A 19,260-nucleotide genomic window follows, 5' to 3' on the forward strand; every position below is an offset into this window, starting at 1 on the left:
CAACCTTGCGAAGGGGTGGCTCCTTACTTTAGTGTAAGGCAATGGAGGATCCATGAGCACTGCGACCGTCACGTCCAAAGGACAGATCACCATTCCGGCCGATGTCCGGCGGCGACTTGGACTCGAGTCGGGAGATCGGGTGGAGTTCGTCGAAGTGGATGGTGGTTTCGCCATCAAGCCGGCCAGCGAAGACGTACGCGTGCTGAAAGGGCTGCTGCGCAAACCGGCAAAACCGGTCGGCATCAGCGAGATGAATGCCGCGATCCGTGCACGAGGCGGCAGTCGGTGATCGGTCTCGATTCCAACGTGCTGGTCCGGTATCTGGCGCAGGATGACCAAGCGCAGGCGGCTCGTGCGACCGCGTTGATCGAAACACATTGCACCGCAGACAATCCCGGCTTTGTCGGGTTGGTCGTGCTCGCCGAAGTCGTCTGGGTAAGCGAAAGTAGCTATGGCGCGTCTCGAGCCGAGGTCGCGGAGATCGTCAGGCGCATTTTGAGTATCCGTCAGCTGGTCGTGCAGAACGCTGAGGTGGTGTGGCAGGCACTCAGGCATTTCGAGTCGAGCCGCGCCGACTTCGCCGATTGCCTGATTCACCGTTGCGCGGAAGCCGCCGGCTGCGACAAGACCGTCACGTTCGACAAGCGCGCGGGGATGACATTGCTCACATAGCGTAGCATGCGGCGCGCTCAACTCGACGGCCGCACAACGTAGTTCATCGACCGCGACCCGAATGGGGAGGCGCTACGCTAAAAACGCCAGTTCGCCGCTTGCTCCAAGTGGCGCGAACACCACCAGGCCGGCCTTCGTCAACGTCGGCGCCGACACATAGCGCTCCGTCGTCCGTTCGAGCGCTCTAACCATGGGCGTCGCGTCGGGTTCGCCGAAGAGCATCGCCAACAATGCCGACGAGTCGATCAGGACAGCCCGCATGTGGGCAAGCCAAAGGCGTCGTAGCCAAGGATCTCCCCAGAGAGCGGAGAGAGCGAGCTGCTGCCGTCGCGGACGTCGTCGCCGTCAACTCAGCAACAGGTCCAGCTCCTCGCGTCCAATCGAGCCCAGCGCCCCGGGATCTTCAGACAGGATCGCGTCGGCCAACTGTCGCTTCGACTGCTGCAACTGCAGGATCTTCGACTCGATGGTATCGCTCGCCACCAGACGCGTAGCCATCACTCGCCGCGATTGACCGATGCGATGCGCCCGGTCGATCGCCTGCGCTTCGACCGCCGGATTCCACCACGGATCGAGCAGAAACACATACTGGGCCGCCGTGAGATTGAGCCCGTGTCCACCGGCCTTGAGACTGATGAGAAACACCGGGCAACTCCCGTCCGACTGGAATCGATCGACCCGCGCCTGACGATCCCTGGTGCGGCCATCCAGGTATTCGTACACGATGCCCGCCGCATCGAGCCGTGCCTTCACAAGTGTCAGAAACGACGTGAACTGCGAGAACACGAGTGCTTTCTGACCATCGGCCGCGACTTCCTGCAAGGCGGGGAGCAGCGCGTCCAGCTTGGCCGACGGCCACGTGCCACGTGACTTGTCTGCCAACGCCGGATGACACGCCGCTTGCCGCAAACGCAGCAATGCCTCGAGAATGTGCATGCGCGACTTCTGCATCCCGTCGCGTTCCACCCGATCGCGCACACTGGCCTGAAACTGGCGGCGCAACTTGTCGTAGAATGCACGCTGTCTGGGTTCCAGCTCCACTTCCAGCGTCTGCTCGATGCGCGCCGGCAGTTCCGGTGCTACCATCGCCTTGGTGCGCCGCAGGATCACCGGTCGCAACGCGCGTGACAGCACGCTCGCGCTCCCGGGCTCGGCGACGCCCGCCGACGCGGCGCGGGCGGCAACGCTGAAGCGTGTGGACGCGCCGAGCATGCCGGGGTTGAGGAACTCGAAGAGACTCCACAGCTCCTCGATGCGGTTTTCGATCGGTGTTCCACTCAACGCCAGACGATGACGCGCGCGCACCAGTCGACAGGCCTTCGCGGTAACGGTGCCGGCATTCTTGATCGCTTGTGCTTCGTCGAGCACGAGGTAGTCGAACTCGCGTTCGCCGAGTGTGGCCACGTCACGACGCAACGTGCCGTAGGTGGTGATGACCACGTCGACATCGCCGGCGTCGAGCGCGTCGGCCATACGAGTTGTTCCGCTGTAGTCGAGCATGCGCAGCGACGGGGCAAAACGCGCCGCTTCACGCAGCCAGTTGAACACCAGCGAACGCGGCACCACCAGCAACGAGAGTCCCGCCTTTTCGGCACGACGCGCCTCGAGCAGCGCCAATACCTGGACCGTCTTGCCAAGGCCCATCTCATCGGCCAGGCAGCCACCGAGCTCGAAGCGCCGGAGGAAGTCGAACCAACCCAACCCCTCGCGCTGATAGTGCCGCAGCGTACCGACAAAACCATCCGTCGCATCGGCGGCGGCGATACTCCGGAACGCCGCCAGCTCGCCACGTGCACGGTGCAGCGCAGCATCGACATCTACATCGGGCAGCGCATCCAACAGCACATCCAGCAGCGCCAATTGCGATCGTCGATAGCGAATCGCACCATCGATACGTGTCCCGGCGCCAAGCAGTACGCCCATGCGCTCCAGCGCCTCGGCCGGCACCAATCCCATCGCGCCATCGGCCAGCGGTACCAGGCCATCGTGCTTCTGCTGCGCATCGAGCACGGCGGCCAGCGACACGTCGATGTCACCGTAGGACACCGTCCCTGACAGGTCGAACCAATCCACACCCGATCGCACGGCGGCGCGAATTTGCCCCGCTTGGCGATAGGCGATGCCGTTCGCACTTACCTCCCACCCTTCCGTAACCAGCGCGCGCACCATCGGCGTGAGGTTCGACGTCGAGACCACGAGGCTATTGGCCTTGGCGGTGTAGTTCCACTCGGCGCGCACACCGAGCGCCCGCAATCGCTCGCGCGCCTGTAGCTCCGCGTTTTCCTGACGGCGGTACACCAGCCGTGCCGTCCGATCAAAGACGGCGGACACCGTCTCTGCGGCATCGACCGTGACAGCGCCATAGCGGAAGCGGAGCGCGAGCTGTGGCAGCGTCGCGCGCCACGACGGAGTGCCACTGGTGATCGTCAGGCACGGCGTGGGGACCATGTCGCTACTACTCAGCGCCTCGCCTGGCGGAAGCTCCAGCGTCGGGATGTGCGGCAGTCGGTGCACCTGCTCCAGGAAATCCGACGGATCTTGACCAAGGGGCAGCGTCACAGCAGTGCGCAACGCCGCTACCAGCGGGAACGCTCCCTCATGATCGAAAGCGGCGACCGCATCCGCCGTCAGCATCACGCCGGCAGAATGCACCCACTGCGGCGCCGAAACGTCGTGCTCGTCATCCCCCCGATAGAACAGGCCCGACAGTTGGTGATCGCCATCCGACGACCGTGTGATGCGCAGACGAAACCGCCACGGCGCACCATCGTCCCAGTGCAGCGGGCGATCGTGCAACTCGGCTCTCGCGCTTCGCGTGCGGACACGACCCGTTTCGCACATCAGCCGGAGCGTCGTGGCGAAGGCCCGCGGACGCACGAAGAAACCACCGGTCGGCAAGCCGGTCACTCCGCGCAAGTCGGCAGAGCCCAGCAGCATCTCGGCGATCTGGCGGTCGACGGCGTCGGGCGCATTGAGCCAAACGCCATGCGAATATTGGAACCGCTTGGCGGTGCTCCACACACCGTGGCGATCGCGCTTCTCGGTACCGAGCTCGATCTTGAGACCCGATACATGGGCGGAGGCGTCGAGATCGATGATGTACACGAGGCGACGGTCGGCGGGCCAAACCTCCGTGCGCGCGACGGGTGGCTGAGACGCCTTCATGGCCTGCATCTGCCACAACGACTGCTGCACGATGTCTACCCACGCCGGCGGGGGTGGCCCTGGCCAACGCGGCTTCGGCTGGCGCCCGGCGGCGCCGCGGGGCACGACACTAGCTGGCGCGTCGCCAACCAGCAGGTCGATCAACGCATCGTCCAACTCGTCGTCGAGTTCGTCATCGTCGAAGTAATCGTACAAATCGTCGTCGGACGACCCGTCTTCGTCGTCGTCCCCGTCGTCCGGTGCAGCCGATACGGCGAAACGGTACTTGCCGGCTGCGCCCACAATATCGAGCAGCCTGGACAACTTCCCGCTGCTGTTTGTCACCCGCAGCAGCGCCCACAAGTGCTTGCAACAGCCCTGCTCAGCGGCATACGGGCACGTGCAGGCAAGCGACAGCTGTCCGGGTCGCGCTGAGAGGTCGAGGGCGTAGGTGGCCGTCCCGTGCGCCAGCGCCAGGACGCGGTAGCCGGTGGTGCTCGTGATCTTCACTGAACCAGCGGCCACGTATGCCTCTCCCCGCTCCTGAATTACTGCCGGGAAATGGCGGACGAGTTTCGCGGGGAGCTTCATGCTCGGTACGGTAGCTCCGTGAAGCGAATCCCGTGTGGATCGCCTCGAGACAGTCCCCACCGTTCTACACCGACTTTGTCGGCGCCCCCATTATCGTGGGTGGTTCGCGCGGCGGCAGACGGCGGCGGCAATCCTCGACGCAGCGGGAACTTCCCGCCCCGATTCCGGCTATGTGCTGCATCCCGTTGCCGGCGTCCGGGCAGGTTTTCCACTCAGGAGACGTGAAATGTTTCGCTCAGTCATCGCGGCGGCACTCGTTGCCACCCTGTCGTTTACTCCGAACGCACACGCCACTGCGTTACAGACCGCCGTCTTCGCCGGTGGCTGCTTCTGGGGCGTGGAAGCGGTGTTCGAGCACGTGAAGGGCGTGAAGACGGTGGTGTCTGGCTATGCCGGTGGTACGGTGGTGAACCCCGACTACGAATCAGTCAGCAGTGGCCGCACCGGACACGCGGAAGTGGTAAAGGTGACCTTCGACCCGGCCGTCGTATCGTACGAAACGCTGCTGGCCGTGTTCTTCACCGTGGCCCACAACCCCACGGAGCTCAACCGTCAGGGGCCCGACGTGGGCACGCAGTACCGTTCGGCCATCTTTTTTACCAACGCCGAGCAGCAGAAGAGCGCCACGACCGTGATCGCGCAGCTCGCGCAGGCCAAGACGTTTTCACGTCCGATCGTGACGCAGGTCGCGTCGCTGCCGAAGTTTTACGACGCCGAGTCGTATCATCAGAATTACCTGTACAGCCACACCGACCAGCCGTACATCGTGTACAACGACCTCCCCAAGATCGACGCGCTCAAGAAGCAGTACCCGGCGCTCTGGGAGAAGACGCAGGGCAAGTAGCGCACACTCGCGCATTCTCGGCACGGAACCGTACTTTGGGGTGGTGATACCCCCAGCTCCGACTTCGTGAATTCATCCGACGTCCACGCGCGCCTCGAAACCGCGCTGGCCGGTCGCTACCGCCTCGAGCGCGAGCTCGGGGCCGGCGGCATGGCCACCGTGTATCTGGCCCAAGACGAGCGGCACCATCGGCAGGTAGCGATCAAGGTGTTGCACCCGGAACTGTCGGCCGTGCTGGGCACCGAGCGGTTTCTCAAGGAAATCGAACTCACGGCCGGGCTGCAGCACCCGCACATCCTGCCGCTCTTCGACTCAGGAAGCGCCAACGGACTGGTGTTTTATGTCATGCCCTTCGTGGAAGGGGAAACGCTCCGGGCGCGCATTGACCGCGAACGGCAGTTGCCCGTGGCCGACGCCGTTCGCATTGCACAGGACGTGGCCAGCGCGCTCGACTACGCGCACAAGCGTGGCGTCGTGCACCGCGATGTGAAGCCGGAGAATATTCTGCTGCACGACGGTCGGCCCATGGTTGCCGACTTCGGCATTGCGCTGGCCGTCACGGAAGCCGGCGGTCAGCGGATGACGCAAACCGGACTCTCGCTCGGCACGCCGCAGTACATGGCGCCCGAGCAGGCAATGGGTGAGCGAACAGTCGATGCGCGCGCGGATATATTCGCGCTCGGCGTGGTGACATACGAGATGCTGGCAGGCGAGCCGCCGTTCACCGGCCCGACGATGCAAGCGATCGTGGCCAAGGTGTTGGCGAGTGAGCCGGTGCCGCTCACCGATCTACGCAAGAGCGTGCCCGACCACGTATGGGATGCGGTCTCCACGGCGCTCGAGAAGTTGCCGGCCGACCGACATCCCAGTGCCGAGCGTTTCGCGTCGGCGCTCAGCGACGGCACCGGTACGATACGTTCAGTGAGTGGCGCGCGTCTGGCGGCGAAGGGCACGAGTCGCCCCTCAGCGGTCCGGCGCGCGTTGCCGTGGGTCGGCGGACTCGCCGCCGGTGCGCTGCTCGGTGTGATCGGCGCGAAGAGTGTTGCCGGCAGCGCCATCGCATCGCGCGCTACCGAGAAGCCAGTGCGATTCCTCGTCACGGCGCCGGATTCGCTCGAACTGCAGGCGGTGTGCTGCGGGCAGATGATGGTGCTGTCGCCGGACGGCCGTTCGCTGGTTTATCAAGCTCGAACAGTTCCCATAGATTCGACAGCGGGTGCGCCGCCGCAGCGACTGCTGATACGCGAGCTTGGCTCGCTCTCGTCGACGGTGCTCCCGGGCACTGAAGGCGCGACCTCACTGTCGATTTCGCCGGACGGACAGCAGTTGCTGTTCGTGGCCAACCAGCGGCTCTTTCGTATGCCATTACGCGGAGGGGCGGCGGTGCAGATCGCGCAGTTGCCCACCGGCTTTGTGAGTGGCACCACGTGGCTCTCGAACGAGCGCGTGCTCGTGACCGTCGGCACCACCATTCACGGCGCGGACCTGCAGACCTCGCAGCTCTCAACCGTTTTGAATGCCGACTCCCTCGAGCGACAGCCGATTGGCCCATCGGCCGTGGAGGGCGGACACGGTATACTCTTCGCTTATGCCGCGCTGGGGCGTGTGCCCGCGGTGTACTGGCTCCCGACCGGTTCCACGACACCACGGCAACTGATGCTCGGCGCGACGCCGACCTACGTTCCGGCGTGGAAACGGCTGCTGGTGAACCGCGAAGGCGCGCTATTAGCCTTCCCTTTCGACCCGGTGAAAGGCGATACCACGGGGCCGGCGGTCAAGATTGCCGACGGTAACGTGCTGCGCTCACCCATTCTCGCACACGCCGAGTATGCGGTCGCGCCGAACGGCACGTTGGTGCTTGCCCAGCGGACCAGTGGCTTTGGAGGAGGGTGGACCCAGAACACCAGTGTCACCATCCGGCGCAGCGGCGTCAATACGCCCATTCGCATCGCGAGCAACGGCTCGGTCGTCGTGGGGAGCGCCGCGTTCTCAAGCGATGGACAGCGAATCGTGATGCCATTGCGGACCGGCTTCCAGAATTGGACGATCGTTACGCAGGACCTCGCCCGGGGCGTCGCGCAGACGGTTTCGGGAGACGACTACGGGCGCCTGCCGGCCTTCACCGCGCGCGACGACAGCATTGTGTATCTCTCGCGCGAGCCGACAACATTCTCGGTGCGGGCTTCAGACGGCAGTGGCAGCGCCGTAGTGTTGCCGCCGATCACGAATTGGTCTGGGGTGGCAGAGATCTCGATGAACGGCGACTGGATCGCGGTGTCCGGAACCGCTACGCCCCGCTCCTCGAGTATCGACATCGGCGTGTTTCGGCGCAGCGTTGGTGGTCCGGTGCAACCCTATGCCAACACGACGGCGCGTGAGGAGTCGCCAGCCATATCACCCGACGGACGCTGGCTCGCGTATACGGCGAACGTCTCGGGCGTGGACCAGGTGTTCGTGAGCCCGTTTCCCACGCCAACCTCGCGCACGGCGGTGTCGGGTAGCGGTGGACGACTTCCGGTGTGGAGCGGCGATGGGCGCACGCTGCACTTCTACAATGGCAAAGGCGCATTTGTCGGGCTGTCGTTCTCCACGGGGCCTGACGGGAAACCGACGCTCGGCGGCGAGCGCACGATCTACAACCGTGGCTATGTCCGCAACTGGACAATGTCGCCCGACGGCTCCAGCATGATTTTTATCGACACCGCACAACTGCTTCGTCTCCTTGGCCTCGAAGTCGTCCTGAACCTTCGGCCGGGATCCTGATGCGCGCTCTCGCGGCGTCTTCGACGACGGGTTCGAAGGAGCCGGTCACGTTGTTTCCCAGAGGCTGCGTATCGGGACGGCATACATGCCGTCGCCGAATGACGCGGTCGTCTCTCCGTCGTACAGTACGACGCCGCAGCAAAAACGCGTTCCCGTGACCTCTTGGAGCTTCCGCAGCCCGCCGAAGTCGGCGGCGGTGACGGTCGCGGCCGCCTTCACCTCGACGCCAGCCAGTTCGCGCGCACCGCGCTCGATGACCATGTCCACCTCGACACCATCCCGGTCGCGGAAGTGAAAGAACGTCAACGGTGCGTCGGACCAGCTTCCCTGACGTCGCAATTCTTGATAGACGAATGTTTCCAGCAGATGCCCGAGCGTACTGCGGTCGGCCCGCAGCGCATCGGCGTCCATCTCCAGCAGCGCGCACGCCAGTCCGGTGTCCCCGACGTGCAGCTTCGGCGTCTTCACGAGTCGGCTCAGGCGGTTGGAATGCCACGGCGGCAATCGGTCGAGCAGGAAGACCCGCTCGAGCAGCGTGATGTAGTCATTGATGGTTGGCCGTGAGAGCTGAAACGGCGCGGAGAGTCCCGCCACGTTCAGCAACTGCGCGGTGTGTGCGGCGGCTACGGCCAGCAGCCGCGGCGGCACGTCGAGTGAACTGATGCGCGACATATCGCGCACATCACGCTGCACCAGCGCGTGTAGATAGTTCAGGTACCAGGTCGCCCGACGCCGCGCGGTCGATCGCGCGAGTGCGGCGGGATATCCACCAGCCACGACGCGGTCGAGCAGGCCAAACGCGAGCCGCTGCTTCGGTGGCGCCCGGAACTCTCCCGTGAACAGCCGCTCGAGAAACCGTGGCTCCTTCCGCTCGATCTCCGCTTGGGCGAGGGGATGCAATCGCAGGACGTCCATGCGTCCGGCCAGCGAATCCGACAGCCGGGGTAGGAGCAGCACATTTGCCGAGCTCGTGAGAATGAAGCGGCCCGGCGCGCGGTCGCGATCGATCGCCGACTTGAGTGTGGTGAAGAGTTCAGGGACCCGTTGGACTTCGTCGAGAATCGCGTGCGCCGGGAGATCCGCCACGAAGCCCGCCGGGTCCGACCGCGCCGCCTCACGGACCGTGTCGTCGTCACACGTGAGGTACGCGTAGCCCAGCCGGTTCCCCACTGTTCGGGCGAGGGTGGTCTTGCCCGATTGTCGCGGGCCATGCACGAGCACGGCCGGCGAGTCGGCGAGGGCTTCGAGCAGCCGAGCTTCGGCGAATCAGAGATAAGCGGCCGGGTCTGGCATGCGGCTAATCGCAACTCTGCTGCGCGGCTGATTGCAAGGTTAGATAGCGGCTAATTGAAAGGTTACCTGATTTTTCTGACGACGTCGGTGCCGAGCGTCTCGACCGCGCCCACTCGCGGACGAAGGTCCGGACGGCCCAAGAGAGGCACCAGCTCGGAAGCGGGGACGAATACCGCAAAGCCATGCGGGCCAACCAATTGCGGAACGAATCGGCTTGCGTCGCTCCGATACAAGAGGCGTTCAGACACGAGGTCCGCCAACACATCTCACGAAGCTTCGAGAAGCATCGATCTCACTGAGAATGGAAAACGAAAAGCGAATCGACATAAAGCACAAAATCATGCCGCCGAAACACAAGAAGGCGATCGCCCGTGTGAACCGTGCGTATCCCGGCAAGGACTTTGGATACGTCGTCGACTACGCAGGCGTGCTGCACAGACTGAGCGAGGTGCTGGATCTGTACGGATCGATGGCGGGATTTTCGCCTGGCGACCCAAACGGTACGATCACCGACGTGTCGGCAGAGGTACGAAAGCTCCCCCAACGAAGCGCTGACTTGCGCGGGGTGTTCAAGACCGTGGGCAACAAGCGCGATCAGGAGGCGTACGAGCGCCTGCTCGCCGACGAGGCCATTCGCCAGGATTTCTATGAGTGCCTCAGCGCCTACTCCCGCACCTCAGACGTGGCGCTCGGTAGCCTGCACTTTCTCGAGAACACCGCCACCGAGAAGATCGACGAGTACAGGCGGGATCGGCAGTACTTCCTCGCCCTTCGGCAGTCGGTGCGACGTCGATATGCGGAGTCGATCGACTTCGGCGTGTATGAGCCGAAGATCCAACGACTGATCGACCGGCACGTTGGCACCGGCGACGTTGAGCGGATCACGGGCCTCGTTGACATCTTCGACCGGGAAGCGTTCGCGAAGGAAGTGCAATTGATAAATGGTACGGCGTCGAAGGCTGACACCATTGCCAGCCGCACCGCGAAGACCATTCGCGAGCGCATGGACGACCCCGCCTTCTATCGCCGGTTCTCCGAACTCTTGGAGCAGGCGATCGCCGAGTGGCGTGCGCAGCGACTGAGCGATGCCGAATACCTGAGCCGCGCGATATTCGACCGATCCCGAACTCGTGAAAGCGATGAGCGAGGAGGCCGCCGTTTCCATCGATGAAGCGATTGATGAGTTACGGGTCGTCAATTGGACTGAGAACACTGATGTGCAGAACCGGATGCGCACCGAGGTTGAGGATCTACTATTCGAGCTAAAGAAGCGGTACGACCTGTCACTGCCGATCGATGAGATTGACGCGCTGATGGAAGAGTCTCTCCGCTTGGCAGCGCGGCATGAGGCGAAGTGACCGAGACTATGTTGCGTAAGGGGCTCACATGGGGGAAGCACCGTATTCAGTATGAATTGACGGTCCAAGCCCGTCGTGACCTGACGATCACGGTGCATCCGAACCTGCGCGTCGCGGAGAGGGCCCCCAAGCACAAATCGCTCGAGGAGATCGAGCGACGCGTTGGCGCCAAGCGCTCGTGGATTGCCAAGCAGCTGCGGACATTCGGGGAACTACATCCGCTGCCCGCGCCGCGCCGCTATGTCTCGGGTGAAACGCACTTGTATCTCGGTCGGCAGTATGTCCTTCGCGTTCAAGCGGGAGCACCGAGCGTTCGCGTTACCGCAGGTGGCATCGTTGTACGTGTTGAGCGCGTGGAGTCGGTGTCAGCGGTAAAGCGCACGATGGATGCATGGTATACGGAGCGGGCGAGACAGATCTTCGCACGCCAGATCGCTGCGTTGCAGAAGCGAGAGCGGAAGTTGACCAACCTTTCGATCAGCGTACGGATACGCCGTATGTCACGCCGTTGGGGCAGTTGAACCCCAGCCGGCACGATCACGCTGAATCCGAATCTCGAAGCCTTGAAGTCGTCCTGAACCTGCAGCCGGGATCCTGAGGAGCGTTCAAGGACGCGGCCCCCTTGAACGCACCGACGCGTCAGGCGGGGCCAAGTACCTCGGTGAAGAACGGCTCCAGCTCAATCATGAAGGGCGCATCGGCATTCGCGGGTTGCCACTCCAATCGCTCGGCGTGGATGCTTGGACGCTCGTCTCCCGGCAGCCACCGCTCGATCAGGCGCGAGTCGAGGTCCACAATCCAGTACTCGATGTTCGCGCGCTGGTAGCGGCCGCGCTTAATGACGCGATCGAAGCGAGCGGTGCTCGGCGACAGGATCTCGATGAACAGCAACGGGTGGCCGCGTTCCTCATCGGTACGCGGGCGACGACCGTCGACCAGCGGCACCACGTAAAGGTCAGGCTGCAGCAAGGTCTTGCGATCCAGAACCCACTCCGACGGCGCGACGAACGCGGCGCCTAGTCCGCCGGAACGAACGAGCTGCTCCAGTATGCTCCAGAGCGCCGTGAGAGCCGATTGGTGAATGAGACGGGGCGAAGGGCTCACTAGAAGCTCCCCGTCCACGCATTCGTACCGGTTGGTCGGATTGTCTGGTAGCGCCTGTACTTCGGCGGCAGTCCAGATACGGGGCATGAGCGCGGGCATGGCCATAGTGTGCCGAGCAGCGGTGGGGAGATGGCAAGGGGTCACGTCTGGAACAACGCACGGCCTGTCGCTGGGATGCATTACCCCGCCCCGCACGGAGCACTAGACTCCCCGTTACCGCAGTCGTACTCACCTGCAGCCGGAATCCTGATGCGCCGCTCTTCGCCGTCCCTCGTCGTGCGTGCTGTCGTCACCGCGTTGCTCTCCGCGACCGCCGTGGCGAATGTCGCCGCGCAATCCAGCATCGCTCCGCCGGCGCGCTTCTCCGATCCCGCTCGCGTCACGAAGCTCCGCGCCGCGCTACCGCAGATCGACAGCGTGATGCGCACCTTCGCAACGAACTCGCGCGTACCGGGCATCGCGTACGGCGTGATTGTCGACGGCAAGCTGCTCCATGTCGCAGCCCTGGGACTGCGCGAGGTGCCAAGCAAGAGTGCGGTCGATACCAGCTCGGTGTTCCGTATTGCCTCGATGACGAAGAGCTTCACCTCGCTCGCTATTTTGCAGCTGCGTGACGCCGGGAAACTGTCGCTCGAGGATCCGGCCGAGCGGTATGTGCCGGAGCTCAAGGCGATGCGCTACGCCACGAGCGATGCGCCGCGCATCACGATCCGGCATCTGATGTCACACTCCGCCGGATTCCCCGAAGACAATCCGTGGGGCGATCAGCAACTGGCCGCCACCGATGCGCAGCTCTCGGCGATGATCAAAGCCGGGATCCCGTTCTCGACGGCACCGGGCACGGCGTACGAGTACTCGAACTTCGGTTTTGCGATTCTTGGCCGCATTGTGCAGAACGTGAGCGGCATGCCCTACGCGCGCTATATCCAGCAGCGCGTGCTGCGCCCGCTCGGCATGACCTCCACCACGATGGAAGCGCGCGACGTGCCCGCCGACCGCCTCGCGCACGGCTATCGGTTACAGGACGGCGCATGGCTCGAGGAAGCCGCGCTGCCCGACGGCTCGTTCGGTGCGATGGGCGGCATGCTTACATCGAGTGCAGATCTGAGTCGTTGGGTCGCGCTCATGCTCGACGCGTGGCCGGCACGCGATGGCGCCGAGTCGCGGGTGCTCAAGCGGTCATCGCTGCGTGAGATGCAACAGATCGCGCGCTTTGGCGGAGCCACGGCCGCGCGCAACGCGGCCGGTGTGCTGTCCCTGAACGCTGGCGGTTATGCGTACGGACTCCGATCGGCATCGAACTGTCTGTTCGCGCATATCGTGTCGCACTCAGGTGGCTTGCCAGGCTTCGGCTCACAGATGCGCTGGCTCCCCGAGTACGGTGTCGGCATCGTCGCCCTTGGCAATCTCACGTACACGGGCTGGACGGGCGTGATCGACCAGTCGTTCGAAATTCTCGCCCGAAGTGGTGGCCTCAAGCCGCGCGAGCCGCAGCCGACACCGGTGCTGCTCGCCATGCAGGAACAGGCCACGCGTTTGGTGCAGGAGTGGAAGCAACCGCTGGCCGATAGCATCGCCGCCATGAATCTGTTTCTCGACGAGTCCGGTCCGCGCCGCGCCGCTGCCATCGAAAAGATGTCGAACGCGGTGGGTGGCAACTGCAAGGCGGTGGGGCAGCTGTGGGCCGAAAACGCGCTGCGCGGCGTGTGGCGCATGCAGTGTGCCAACGGTGCACTGAGCGTGGGCATCACGCTGGCGCCGACCGAACCGGCGCGTGTGCAGCAGTTCACGGTGGTGCCGATGCGGGCGGACGCGGTGCTCGGGCCGGCGCCGCTGTGTAGGCAGTAGGGAGTCGGGAGTCGGCAGTAGGGAGTCGGGAGTAGGGCGCGCTCCTGACCCCATACTCCCCACCCCCTACTTCGCAGTTCGCCGTGCCCGCACCCGATGTCGCCGCCACGCTTCCCACCCATTGGCGACCAGCAGGCCCGCCAACAGGAAGTACACCGCACCCACCAGCTCGAACACCAGATACGACACCACTGCCGTGATCACGCCGAACACGATCTGATCGCGCGCCTTGGGCGGTGAGGTAGGCGGATCCGTCACCATGAAGAACGCGAAGAACAGCGCCGCGTGCAGGTCGGGTTCCCGGTACAGCTCGGCCACGCGCGCTGGATCCCCCACGAAGGCCGTGAGCGTGAACAACAGAAAGTGCACGCCAAGAAACGCCAGCACCGCCGGCATCTTGTTCACGCGATCGGTGATGAAAACGCCTGTGATGAACAGCGCGGCCAGGGCCACGATCGGCAACTCGGGGAGCGCCCCCCACCAGCTCTGCCCAGTGTCGAAGGCGAAGTAGCTGATCACGAGCGCCAGCGCGGCCGGGTTGAACACGTTGGCCGAACGGCCGCGTGCCACGTATTTGCTGAGCACCCCGATGGCGGCGGTCATGGCGGCGATCTTCCATGAGCCAAATGGGCTGAGGACCATCGCCACCAACAGGCCCGTGAGCAACGCGCCGCTCGGGAACGACCATGCCTTGTCGCGATAGCGCAGGATCGGTGCATCGATCAACATCGCGGCGACGGCGGCGGCAGCAACGCCCGGCGCAACGACGGCGAACCCGCTGGCCGTGGCCGCCAGCGGAATCAACAACGCGAGCGCGATCACCAGCAGGCCCTTCGGTGTCTTGAAGAACTTCGTAAGCGACGTGAACGGCATCGGCGACATCGTTGCGACAACCTCAGACATCGATCCAATCCTGCGTTGTGTGACGGACCAGCTGCGCGTCTACGACGCACGCGCGAAGTCCATGATGTTCGAGGAGCGCGACACCCTCGTCGCACCCGAGCACGAAGGCGGCGGTGCCGAGTGCATCGGCCACCATTGCCGTGGGCGCGATCACCGACACGCTGATCACGTCGCGCGGTGAGCGGCCGGTGGTCGGGTCGAGCACGTGATGTTCACGTGAATCGTCGCCGGTTGTGCCGTGTGAATCGCTTTCCAACACGCGACGTTCATAATCTCCCGACGTACAGAGTGCAGCGTCACTGAGCGACACGCGCGTGAGCAACGCCTGCGCGTCGCGCGGATCGCGAATGCCCACCGTCCACGGCGCGCTATCGGCATTGTGCCCGGCCAGATACAAGTCACCGCCCGCGTCGATCGCGAAATTCACGAGCGGCCGCAGCTCCTGCGCCGCCATGTCGATCGCAAGCCCCTTGGCCACAGCGCCCAAGTCGAGCAACAACGGACGCTCCACGCGAATCGTTCGGGCCGATTCGTTCAACAGCACATGCCGGAACGACACCGGCAACTCGGCGTTCACTGCCGTTGTCACGACGCTGCCGTCTCGGTAGTCCCGATTGAACCCGCGGGCTTCCATGCGCGCGCCGACGGTGGGGTCGAACGCCCCGTGCGTTTCCTCAGCCACCGCGATCGCGAACCGCACCGCTTCGAACAGCATCGGCGACACCACGACATCAACGCCCGGTGTGGCACACAGTCGTCGTAACTCACTGCTGGCGTCAAAGCGTGAACAGACCGACTCCACGCGATCGAACCACGCGAACGCACGCTCGATGGCGAGATCGCGGGCGCGTCGGGCGCGCTGACTGCGATCGTGTCCCACCACTTCGATCGTCACGACCGTGCCCATGCGAGGGCGCGAGGAGATTGGCGCGCTCACGCCGAGTTCATTGAGCGCCGCGCGACTCACTTCGCCTGGGCGAGCGCCTGTGTAACCGCGTAGTAGAACGCGTCGGAGCTTACCGTAGCGCCCGACACGTAGTCCACTTCGGCCGATTGACGCGCCACCACCTGCGGCAGAAGCACGGCGATCCACGAGCAGGAATAGCGCGTGAGGCACTGCGAAATCACCGCGTTCGCAATACGTCCGTCGCGCACCTCGACCATCGCTTCAATGTCGCCATGTCTCGACGTGCCGCGACCGAGATATACACCGTCTTTGTACGACGTTTTTCCGGCGGGTTTGGCGGCGGGTGCGGGAACCGGCGGTGCCGACGGTGCCGCGGCGGGCGCCGGCGTCGACACAGGCGCCGAAGGCGCGGCAGCAGTCGGCGCTGGCTCCGCCTTCACACCTACACTCGGAGGCGTCACGCTCGGTGTCGCGACCGGCGCTAAGGAAGCCGCCGCCGGTGCGGGCACGGACACACTCGCCGTGACTGGCGGCGGCGCAGCTTCCGCGATCGCGACCGGACTCGCAGTTGCCTGCGTCACAGTGGACGAATTCACCACCACAGGCATTACCGCCGACGCCGCCGATGTCGCTGCAGTTATCGATGCAGTCGTGGCCGCGGTTTTCGTTGCCAACGCCGCCGATTCAGTGGCCCCACTCGTCGCCGGCGCCACGACGGCGGCCGGCAACTCCGTCACCGACGACGCCGTCATGGCCGATACCGTGGCCGCTCCCGACTCACCCGCCGCCGTACGCGCCCCGACCGCCCCCGCCCGCGATGCACTGCGCGGACGGCGCTCGGCGCTGTCCGCCGCCATGCGATCGGCCGCCGGCTTCGTCTTGGCGAAGCCGGCGGTGTAGATGATCAGTACGGCCGCCGAACCGAGGGCGACCAGATTATTGCCGCGAGACTTGGACACGGGAGGAGGCGGGCGCGTCGAAAGGCGAGAAAACAGACCGAGCGTGCAGCGGATACCGCTTATATACGCCCCGAATACTCGCTCTGCTGCGGAACACGTGCCCACGCACCACGTCCGCGTGCGCTGCGGTGCCCCGCGGGGTCAGCGGCGCCCCCGCGGGCGCGCTATTACTTCGACGCCGTCGCCAACCGTCTGATTTCGCCCGCCATCGTGCGCACGCGAGCACCATCCTTGGCGCTCTTCACATCACCATCGACCTGCAACGCAAGCGCCTTCAGTGCGGCCGCGCGCGCTGGGCCGGATTTCATCTCAGCCGCGTCGAGGGCGGCGAAAATCGCCGAGGTGCGATCAAGCGCGAGACCGTTGCCGCGCACCAGCTGGTCGACGTACGAGCGCACGACCACGAAGGCCGGCGGCCACGTCATCTTCGGCTGGCTCTGCGGATTGTACTCCGTAAAGGTTACCAGCTTCGCCGCCGCGATCTCGTTGGCCGACAACTGTGCGCTCGGGGTGAGCTCGTAGATGTCCATGCCGCGGTCGAGTTCGGACGAGAAGATCAAGCCGTTCCAGTAGTACGCTCCCCACGACCCGCCAATGGTGTTACCGCCACCGCGTACGCCCGCCGCCTGCGCGGCCGCCGCGGCTGAGGGCACGTCCACCGGCTTCGGCGGATCGATCGGCCCACGATCGAAGTAGGCGATTTCAAACGCCTTGTCCTGGTCGGTGAAGTCCATGACGTTCACGCCACCCTGGTACCAGCCCTGCACGTACAGATCGCGACCTGGCACGGGAATGATGCCGCCGTTGTGCGACACACAGTTCTCTTCGGCGGCCTGCGCCGACGGCAGCTTGAAGTACGCGTGCTGCGCCTGCTTCTTCTTCGCGTCGAGTGAGATAATGGTGTTGCCACCCAGCTCGATCATGCTGGACGCCTGGCACATCGGGCCCGTGCCGCCGCCCCATTCGTCGGTCTGGATCAGCTTCTTGCCGTCGTTACTGAACGCCGCCGTATGCCGCCCTTGGAAGTTGTTCGTGTCGGTCAGCGCGTCGAGGCGCACCGGCTTCTCAGGGTTCGAGATGTCCACCACGATGGAGTGCGTCGAGCAGGAGGCGGCCAGCAAGTGGAGCGCCGGGTACGCCGTCACGTCGTGGCAATTGCGCGGGCCGGTGGGCATGGCCGGATCGGCCGCGGGGCGCGCGCGACCGCCCGCTGCGCGGCGGGCGTCGGCGGGCGCGCAGAACTGCTTGCACTCCCCGCCTTCTTCGAGGCCCGTGAAGATGCGCGCGCCTGGAATCACGCGAGCCTGCTCCGGACGATTCAGCGCCACCTTGATGATGTCGAGCTGAAACAGCGAGTTCGTCGGGTCGGCCGCATCCGTGCCGTTCTTGCATCCGGCGAGTTCGGTCTCCGGTCGGGCCGCCTGCTGCCCCGAGACGTAGAGATAAATGATGTTGGGATCGGTGGGGCTGGGCACAATGGTATGCGTGTGCGAGCCTTTGCACGTCTGCACGTTCTTCACGAGCTTGGGCGCCTTCGGATTGCTCACGTCGAAGATGCGCACGCCAGCCATGTGATCCTTCGGGTCCTGCACGCCGCCGCTGCCGCAATCATTGCGGTTGCCCGCGCCCTCGGCGGAAATGAAGAGCAGGTTTCCGTAAATCGACGGGTCACCTTGCGACGTGATGCACTGGACGACGGAGGTAATGCTCGGTTTAGCCGGATCGGTGATATCCCAGATCGTGAAGCCGGCGAAGTTGGCCTGGTAGACGAAATGGGTACCGAAGGCCAAGTCGGAGTTGACGAACGTGAGGCCGCGGGCCGTGTCGAACTGGGCTGGCTTCGGTGAGAACGAGAGGAGCTTCATGTTGCTCGCCGCCACGCCCGCGTCGAGCCGCCCGGGTTTGAGATTGTTCCGGGGATCTGTTTTGGTCGGGTACGTCTGCGCCGACGCGAGAGTCGGTACGACGGCAGTTGCCAATAGCAGGATCAAGCCACGCATCACGCGCATCAGGACATACTCCAGTGGTAGGAAAGGCACGGGGAACGCCCTCGGCGGGCGCGGTACTTCTGAGTTACTTCGGAATTACTTCGGAGGGAGCTGGGCGAGCAGGCGACGCATGATACCGATTTCCGCGGTCTGCGCCGTCACGACGTCATTGGCGAACACGTTGGCATCCACTTCCTGACCGGAGCCCGGCGACTTGAAGAGATCGTCGACCATCTTGATCGCGCCCGCGTGGTGCTTGATCATGCCGACGAGGAACGCTCGATCGAAGGCGACGCCTTGTGACGTGCTGAGCTCCTTGATTTCTTCGTCCGACAGCATGCCGTCCATTCGCATGTCGTGCCACGAGGCGGTGTCCGGCGCGAACTGGCCATACCGGCGAAGCCAATCCTGCATGATGTGAATCTCCGGCACCTGCGACTGATCGATCTTCCGCGAGAGCTTGAGCACCTGCGGATTTGCGCCGTTCGCTTCGGCCAGCTTCGACATCACGATGGCCTGCGCGTGATGGGCGATCATCCCCTGCATGAATTCGACGTCGGCCTTGGTGTACCGCGCTCCCTTGGGGATCACGATCTCAGGCCCCATTCGGTGCATGCGGTGGTCCATGCCTGCCATACCGCTCTGGGCAGACGCAAGCGAGGACGCTCCCGCCAGCAGGCCAAAAACTGCAAATGCGATGAGAGGGCGTCTGGCCGTCATAGCGTGTGTGCTCCGTCAACATGCCGGTCCTGAATGCGAGCCGACGAAAAAGTATGTGTGGTGTACGTAGTCTCAGTGGACCATACGGCTAGGTAGGGTGTGGCGTTAGCCGCTCGGCGTTAGCCGCTCGGCGTTAGCCGCTCGGCGTTAGCCGCTCGGCGTTAGC

Annotated in this window: 18 protein-coding genes; 9 read left to right on the forward strand and 9 right to left on the reverse strand. The window is 64.4% G+C overall.

The window, feature by feature from the left end; genetic code table 11:
- Nucleotides 1-52: 52 nt before the first annotated feature.
- Both ACLL97_RS10025 and ACLL97_RS10030 read left to right on the forward strand, forming a co-directional pair.
- Complete coding sequence (locus ACLL97_RS10025; RefSeq protein WP_411280329.1) at nucleotides 53-289, forward strand: AbrB/MazE/SpoVT family DNA-binding domain-containing protein; 237 nt, start codon at nucleotides 53-55, stop codon at nucleotides 287-289.
- The gene (locus tag ACLL97_RS10030) at nucleotides 286-672 is read left to right on the forward strand and encodes a PIN domain-containing protein (RefSeq protein WP_411280330.1); all 387 of its coding nucleotides are present in this window, start codon (nucleotides 286-288) and stop codon (nucleotides 670-672) included. The genes ACLL97_RS10025 and ACLL97_RS10030 overlap by 4 nt, the downstream gene beginning before the upstream one ends.
- Nucleotides 673-744: 72 nt before the next feature.
- Here the strand turns inward: ACLL97_RS10030 and ACLL97_RS10035 are convergent, their stop codons facing one another.
- Entirely contained in the window at nucleotides 745-933 is a 189-nt protein-coding gene (locus tag ACLL97_RS10035) for a type II toxin-antitoxin system VapC family toxin (RefSeq protein WP_411280331.1), read from the reverse strand.
- 84 nt (nucleotides 934-1,017) lie between these two features.
- Nucleotides 1,018-4,341, reverse strand: a complete 3,324-nt coding sequence (locus tag ACLL97_RS10040) for a DEAD/DEAH box helicase (RefSeq protein WP_411280332.1) — start codon at nucleotides 4,339-4,341, stop codon at nucleotides 1,018-1,020.
- Nucleotides 4,342-4,633: 292 nt separating this feature from the next.
- Here ACLL97_RS10040 and msrA point away from each other — a divergent pair, with 292 nt between their 5' ends.
- Nucleotides 4,634-5,251, forward strand: coding sequence for a peptide-methionine (S)-S-oxide reductase MsrA (gene msrA, locus ACLL97_RS10045; protein ID WP_411280333.1), 618 nt, complete (start codon nucleotides 4,634-4,636; stop codon nucleotides 5,249-5,251).
- A 66-nt stretch (nucleotides 5,252-5,317) separates the two neighbouring features.
- Nucleotides 5,318-8,014: a protein kinase domain-containing protein gene (locus tag ACLL97_RS10050; protein ID WP_411280334.1), complete on the forward strand. Its 2,697-nt coding sequence runs from the start codon at nucleotides 5,318-5,320 to the stop codon at nucleotides 8,012-8,014.
- Nucleotides 8,015-8,059: 45 nt separating this feature from the next.
- Here ACLL97_RS10050 and ACLL97_RS10055 read toward each other — a convergent pair whose 3' ends face one another.
- Nucleotides 8,060-9,235 (reverse strand): ATP-binding protein, encoded by a 1,176-nt coding sequence (locus tag ACLL97_RS10055; protein WP_411280335.1) that lies wholly within the window; start codon nucleotides 9,233-9,235, stop codon nucleotides 8,060-8,062.
- Between the two features lie 412 nt (nucleotides 9,236-9,647).
- Here ACLL97_RS10055 and ACLL97_RS10060 point away from each other — a divergent pair, with 412 nt between their 5' ends.
- From ACLL97_RS10060 to ACLL97_RS10070, 3 genes are read left to right on the forward strand one after another with little or no spacing between them, the layout of a single operon-like run.
- On the forward strand, nucleotides 9,648-10,478 hold the full coding sequence (locus ACLL97_RS10060) for a hypothetical protein (protein ID WP_411280336.1): 831 nt from the start codon (nucleotides 9,648-9,650) through the stop codon (nucleotides 10,476-10,478).
- Entirely contained in the window at nucleotides 10,447-10,665 is a 219-nt protein-coding gene (locus tag ACLL97_RS10065) for a hypothetical protein (RefSeq protein WP_411280337.1), read from the forward strand. The genes ACLL97_RS10060 and ACLL97_RS10065 overlap by 32 nt, the downstream gene beginning before the upstream one ends.
- The gene (locus ACLL97_RS10070; protein ID WP_411280338.1) at nucleotides 10,662-11,186 is read left to right on the forward strand and encodes a M48 family metallopeptidase; all 525 of its coding nucleotides are present in this window, start codon (nucleotides 10,662-10,664) and stop codon (nucleotides 11,184-11,186) included. The genes ACLL97_RS10065 and ACLL97_RS10070 overlap by 4 nt, the downstream gene beginning before the upstream one ends.
- Nucleotides 11,187-11,304: 118 nt before the next feature.
- On the opposite strand, the gene ACLL97_RS10075 is transcribed toward ACLL97_RS10070, so the two are convergent.
- Nucleotides 11,305-11,949: a Uma2 family endonuclease gene (locus ACLL97_RS10075; RefSeq protein ID WP_411280339.1), complete on the reverse strand. Its 645-nt coding sequence runs from the start codon at nucleotides 11,947-11,949 to the stop codon at nucleotides 11,305-11,307.
- 69 nt (nucleotides 11,950-12,018) lie between these two features.
- Here ACLL97_RS10075 and ACLL97_RS10080 point away from each other — a divergent pair, with 69 nt between their 5' ends.
- Complete coding sequence (locus tag ACLL97_RS10080) at nucleotides 12,019-13,617, forward strand: serine hydrolase (RefSeq protein WP_411280340.1); 1,599 nt, start codon at nucleotides 12,019-12,021, stop codon at nucleotides 13,615-13,617.
- A gap of 66 nt (nucleotides 13,618-13,683) precedes the next feature.
- On the opposite strand, the gene ACLL97_RS10085 is transcribed toward ACLL97_RS10080, so the two are convergent.
- From ACLL97_RS10085 to ACLL97_RS10095, 3 genes are read right to left on the reverse strand one after another with little or no spacing between them, the layout of a single operon-like run.
- A complete protein-coding gene (locus ACLL97_RS10085; protein WP_411280341.1) occupies nucleotides 13,684-14,520 on the reverse strand; it encodes an RnfABCDGE type electron transport complex subunit D in 837 nt (278 codons plus the stop codon).
- Nucleotides 14,513-15,487: an FAD:protein FMN transferase gene (locus ACLL97_RS10090; protein WP_411280342.1), complete on the reverse strand. Its 975-nt coding sequence runs from the start codon at nucleotides 15,485-15,487 to the stop codon at nucleotides 14,513-14,515. Before ACLL97_RS10090 ends, ACLL97_RS10085 begins: the two co-directional genes overlap by 8 nt.
- Entirely contained in the window at nucleotides 15,484-15,822 is a 339-nt protein-coding gene (locus ACLL97_RS10095; protein WP_411280346.1) for an FMN-binding protein, read from the reverse strand. Before ACLL97_RS10095 ends, ACLL97_RS10090 begins: the two co-directional genes overlap by 4 nt.
- On the opposite strand from ACLL97_RS10095, the gene ACLL97_RS10100 reads away from it, so the two are divergent.
- Nucleotides 15,737-16,327: a hypothetical protein gene (locus ACLL97_RS10100; protein ID WP_411280347.1), complete on the forward strand. Its 591-nt coding sequence runs from the start codon at nucleotides 15,737-15,739 to the stop codon at nucleotides 16,325-16,327. The genes ACLL97_RS10095 and ACLL97_RS10100 overlap by 86 nt on opposite strands.
- Before the next feature lie 226 nt (nucleotides 16,328-16,553).
- Here ACLL97_RS10100 and ACLL97_RS10105 read toward each other — a convergent pair whose 3' ends face one another.
- Together ACLL97_RS10105 and ACLL97_RS10110 are read right to left on the reverse strand one after the other, a co-directional pair.
- Nucleotides 16,554-18,425 carry an LVIVD repeat-containing protein gene (locus ACLL97_RS10105; protein ID WP_411280343.1) on the reverse strand — a complete coding sequence of 624 codons (1,872 nt, stop codon included), beginning with the start codon at nucleotides 18,423-18,425 and terminating at the stop codon, nucleotides 16,554-16,556.
- A 45-nt stretch (nucleotides 18,426-18,470) separates the two neighbouring features.
- Nucleotides 18,471-18,980, reverse strand: coding sequence for a DUF305 domain-containing protein (locus ACLL97_RS10110; RefSeq protein ID WP_411280344.1), 510 nt, complete (start codon nucleotides 18,978-18,980; stop codon nucleotides 18,471-18,473).
- Nucleotides 18,981-19,260: the final 280 nt, after the last annotated feature.

The sequence above is a fragment of the Gemmatimonas sp. genome (assembly GCF_046594945.1).
Classification (GTDB): Bacteria; Gemmatimonadota; Gemmatimonadetes; order Gemmatimonadales; family Gemmatimonadaceae; genus Gemmatimonas.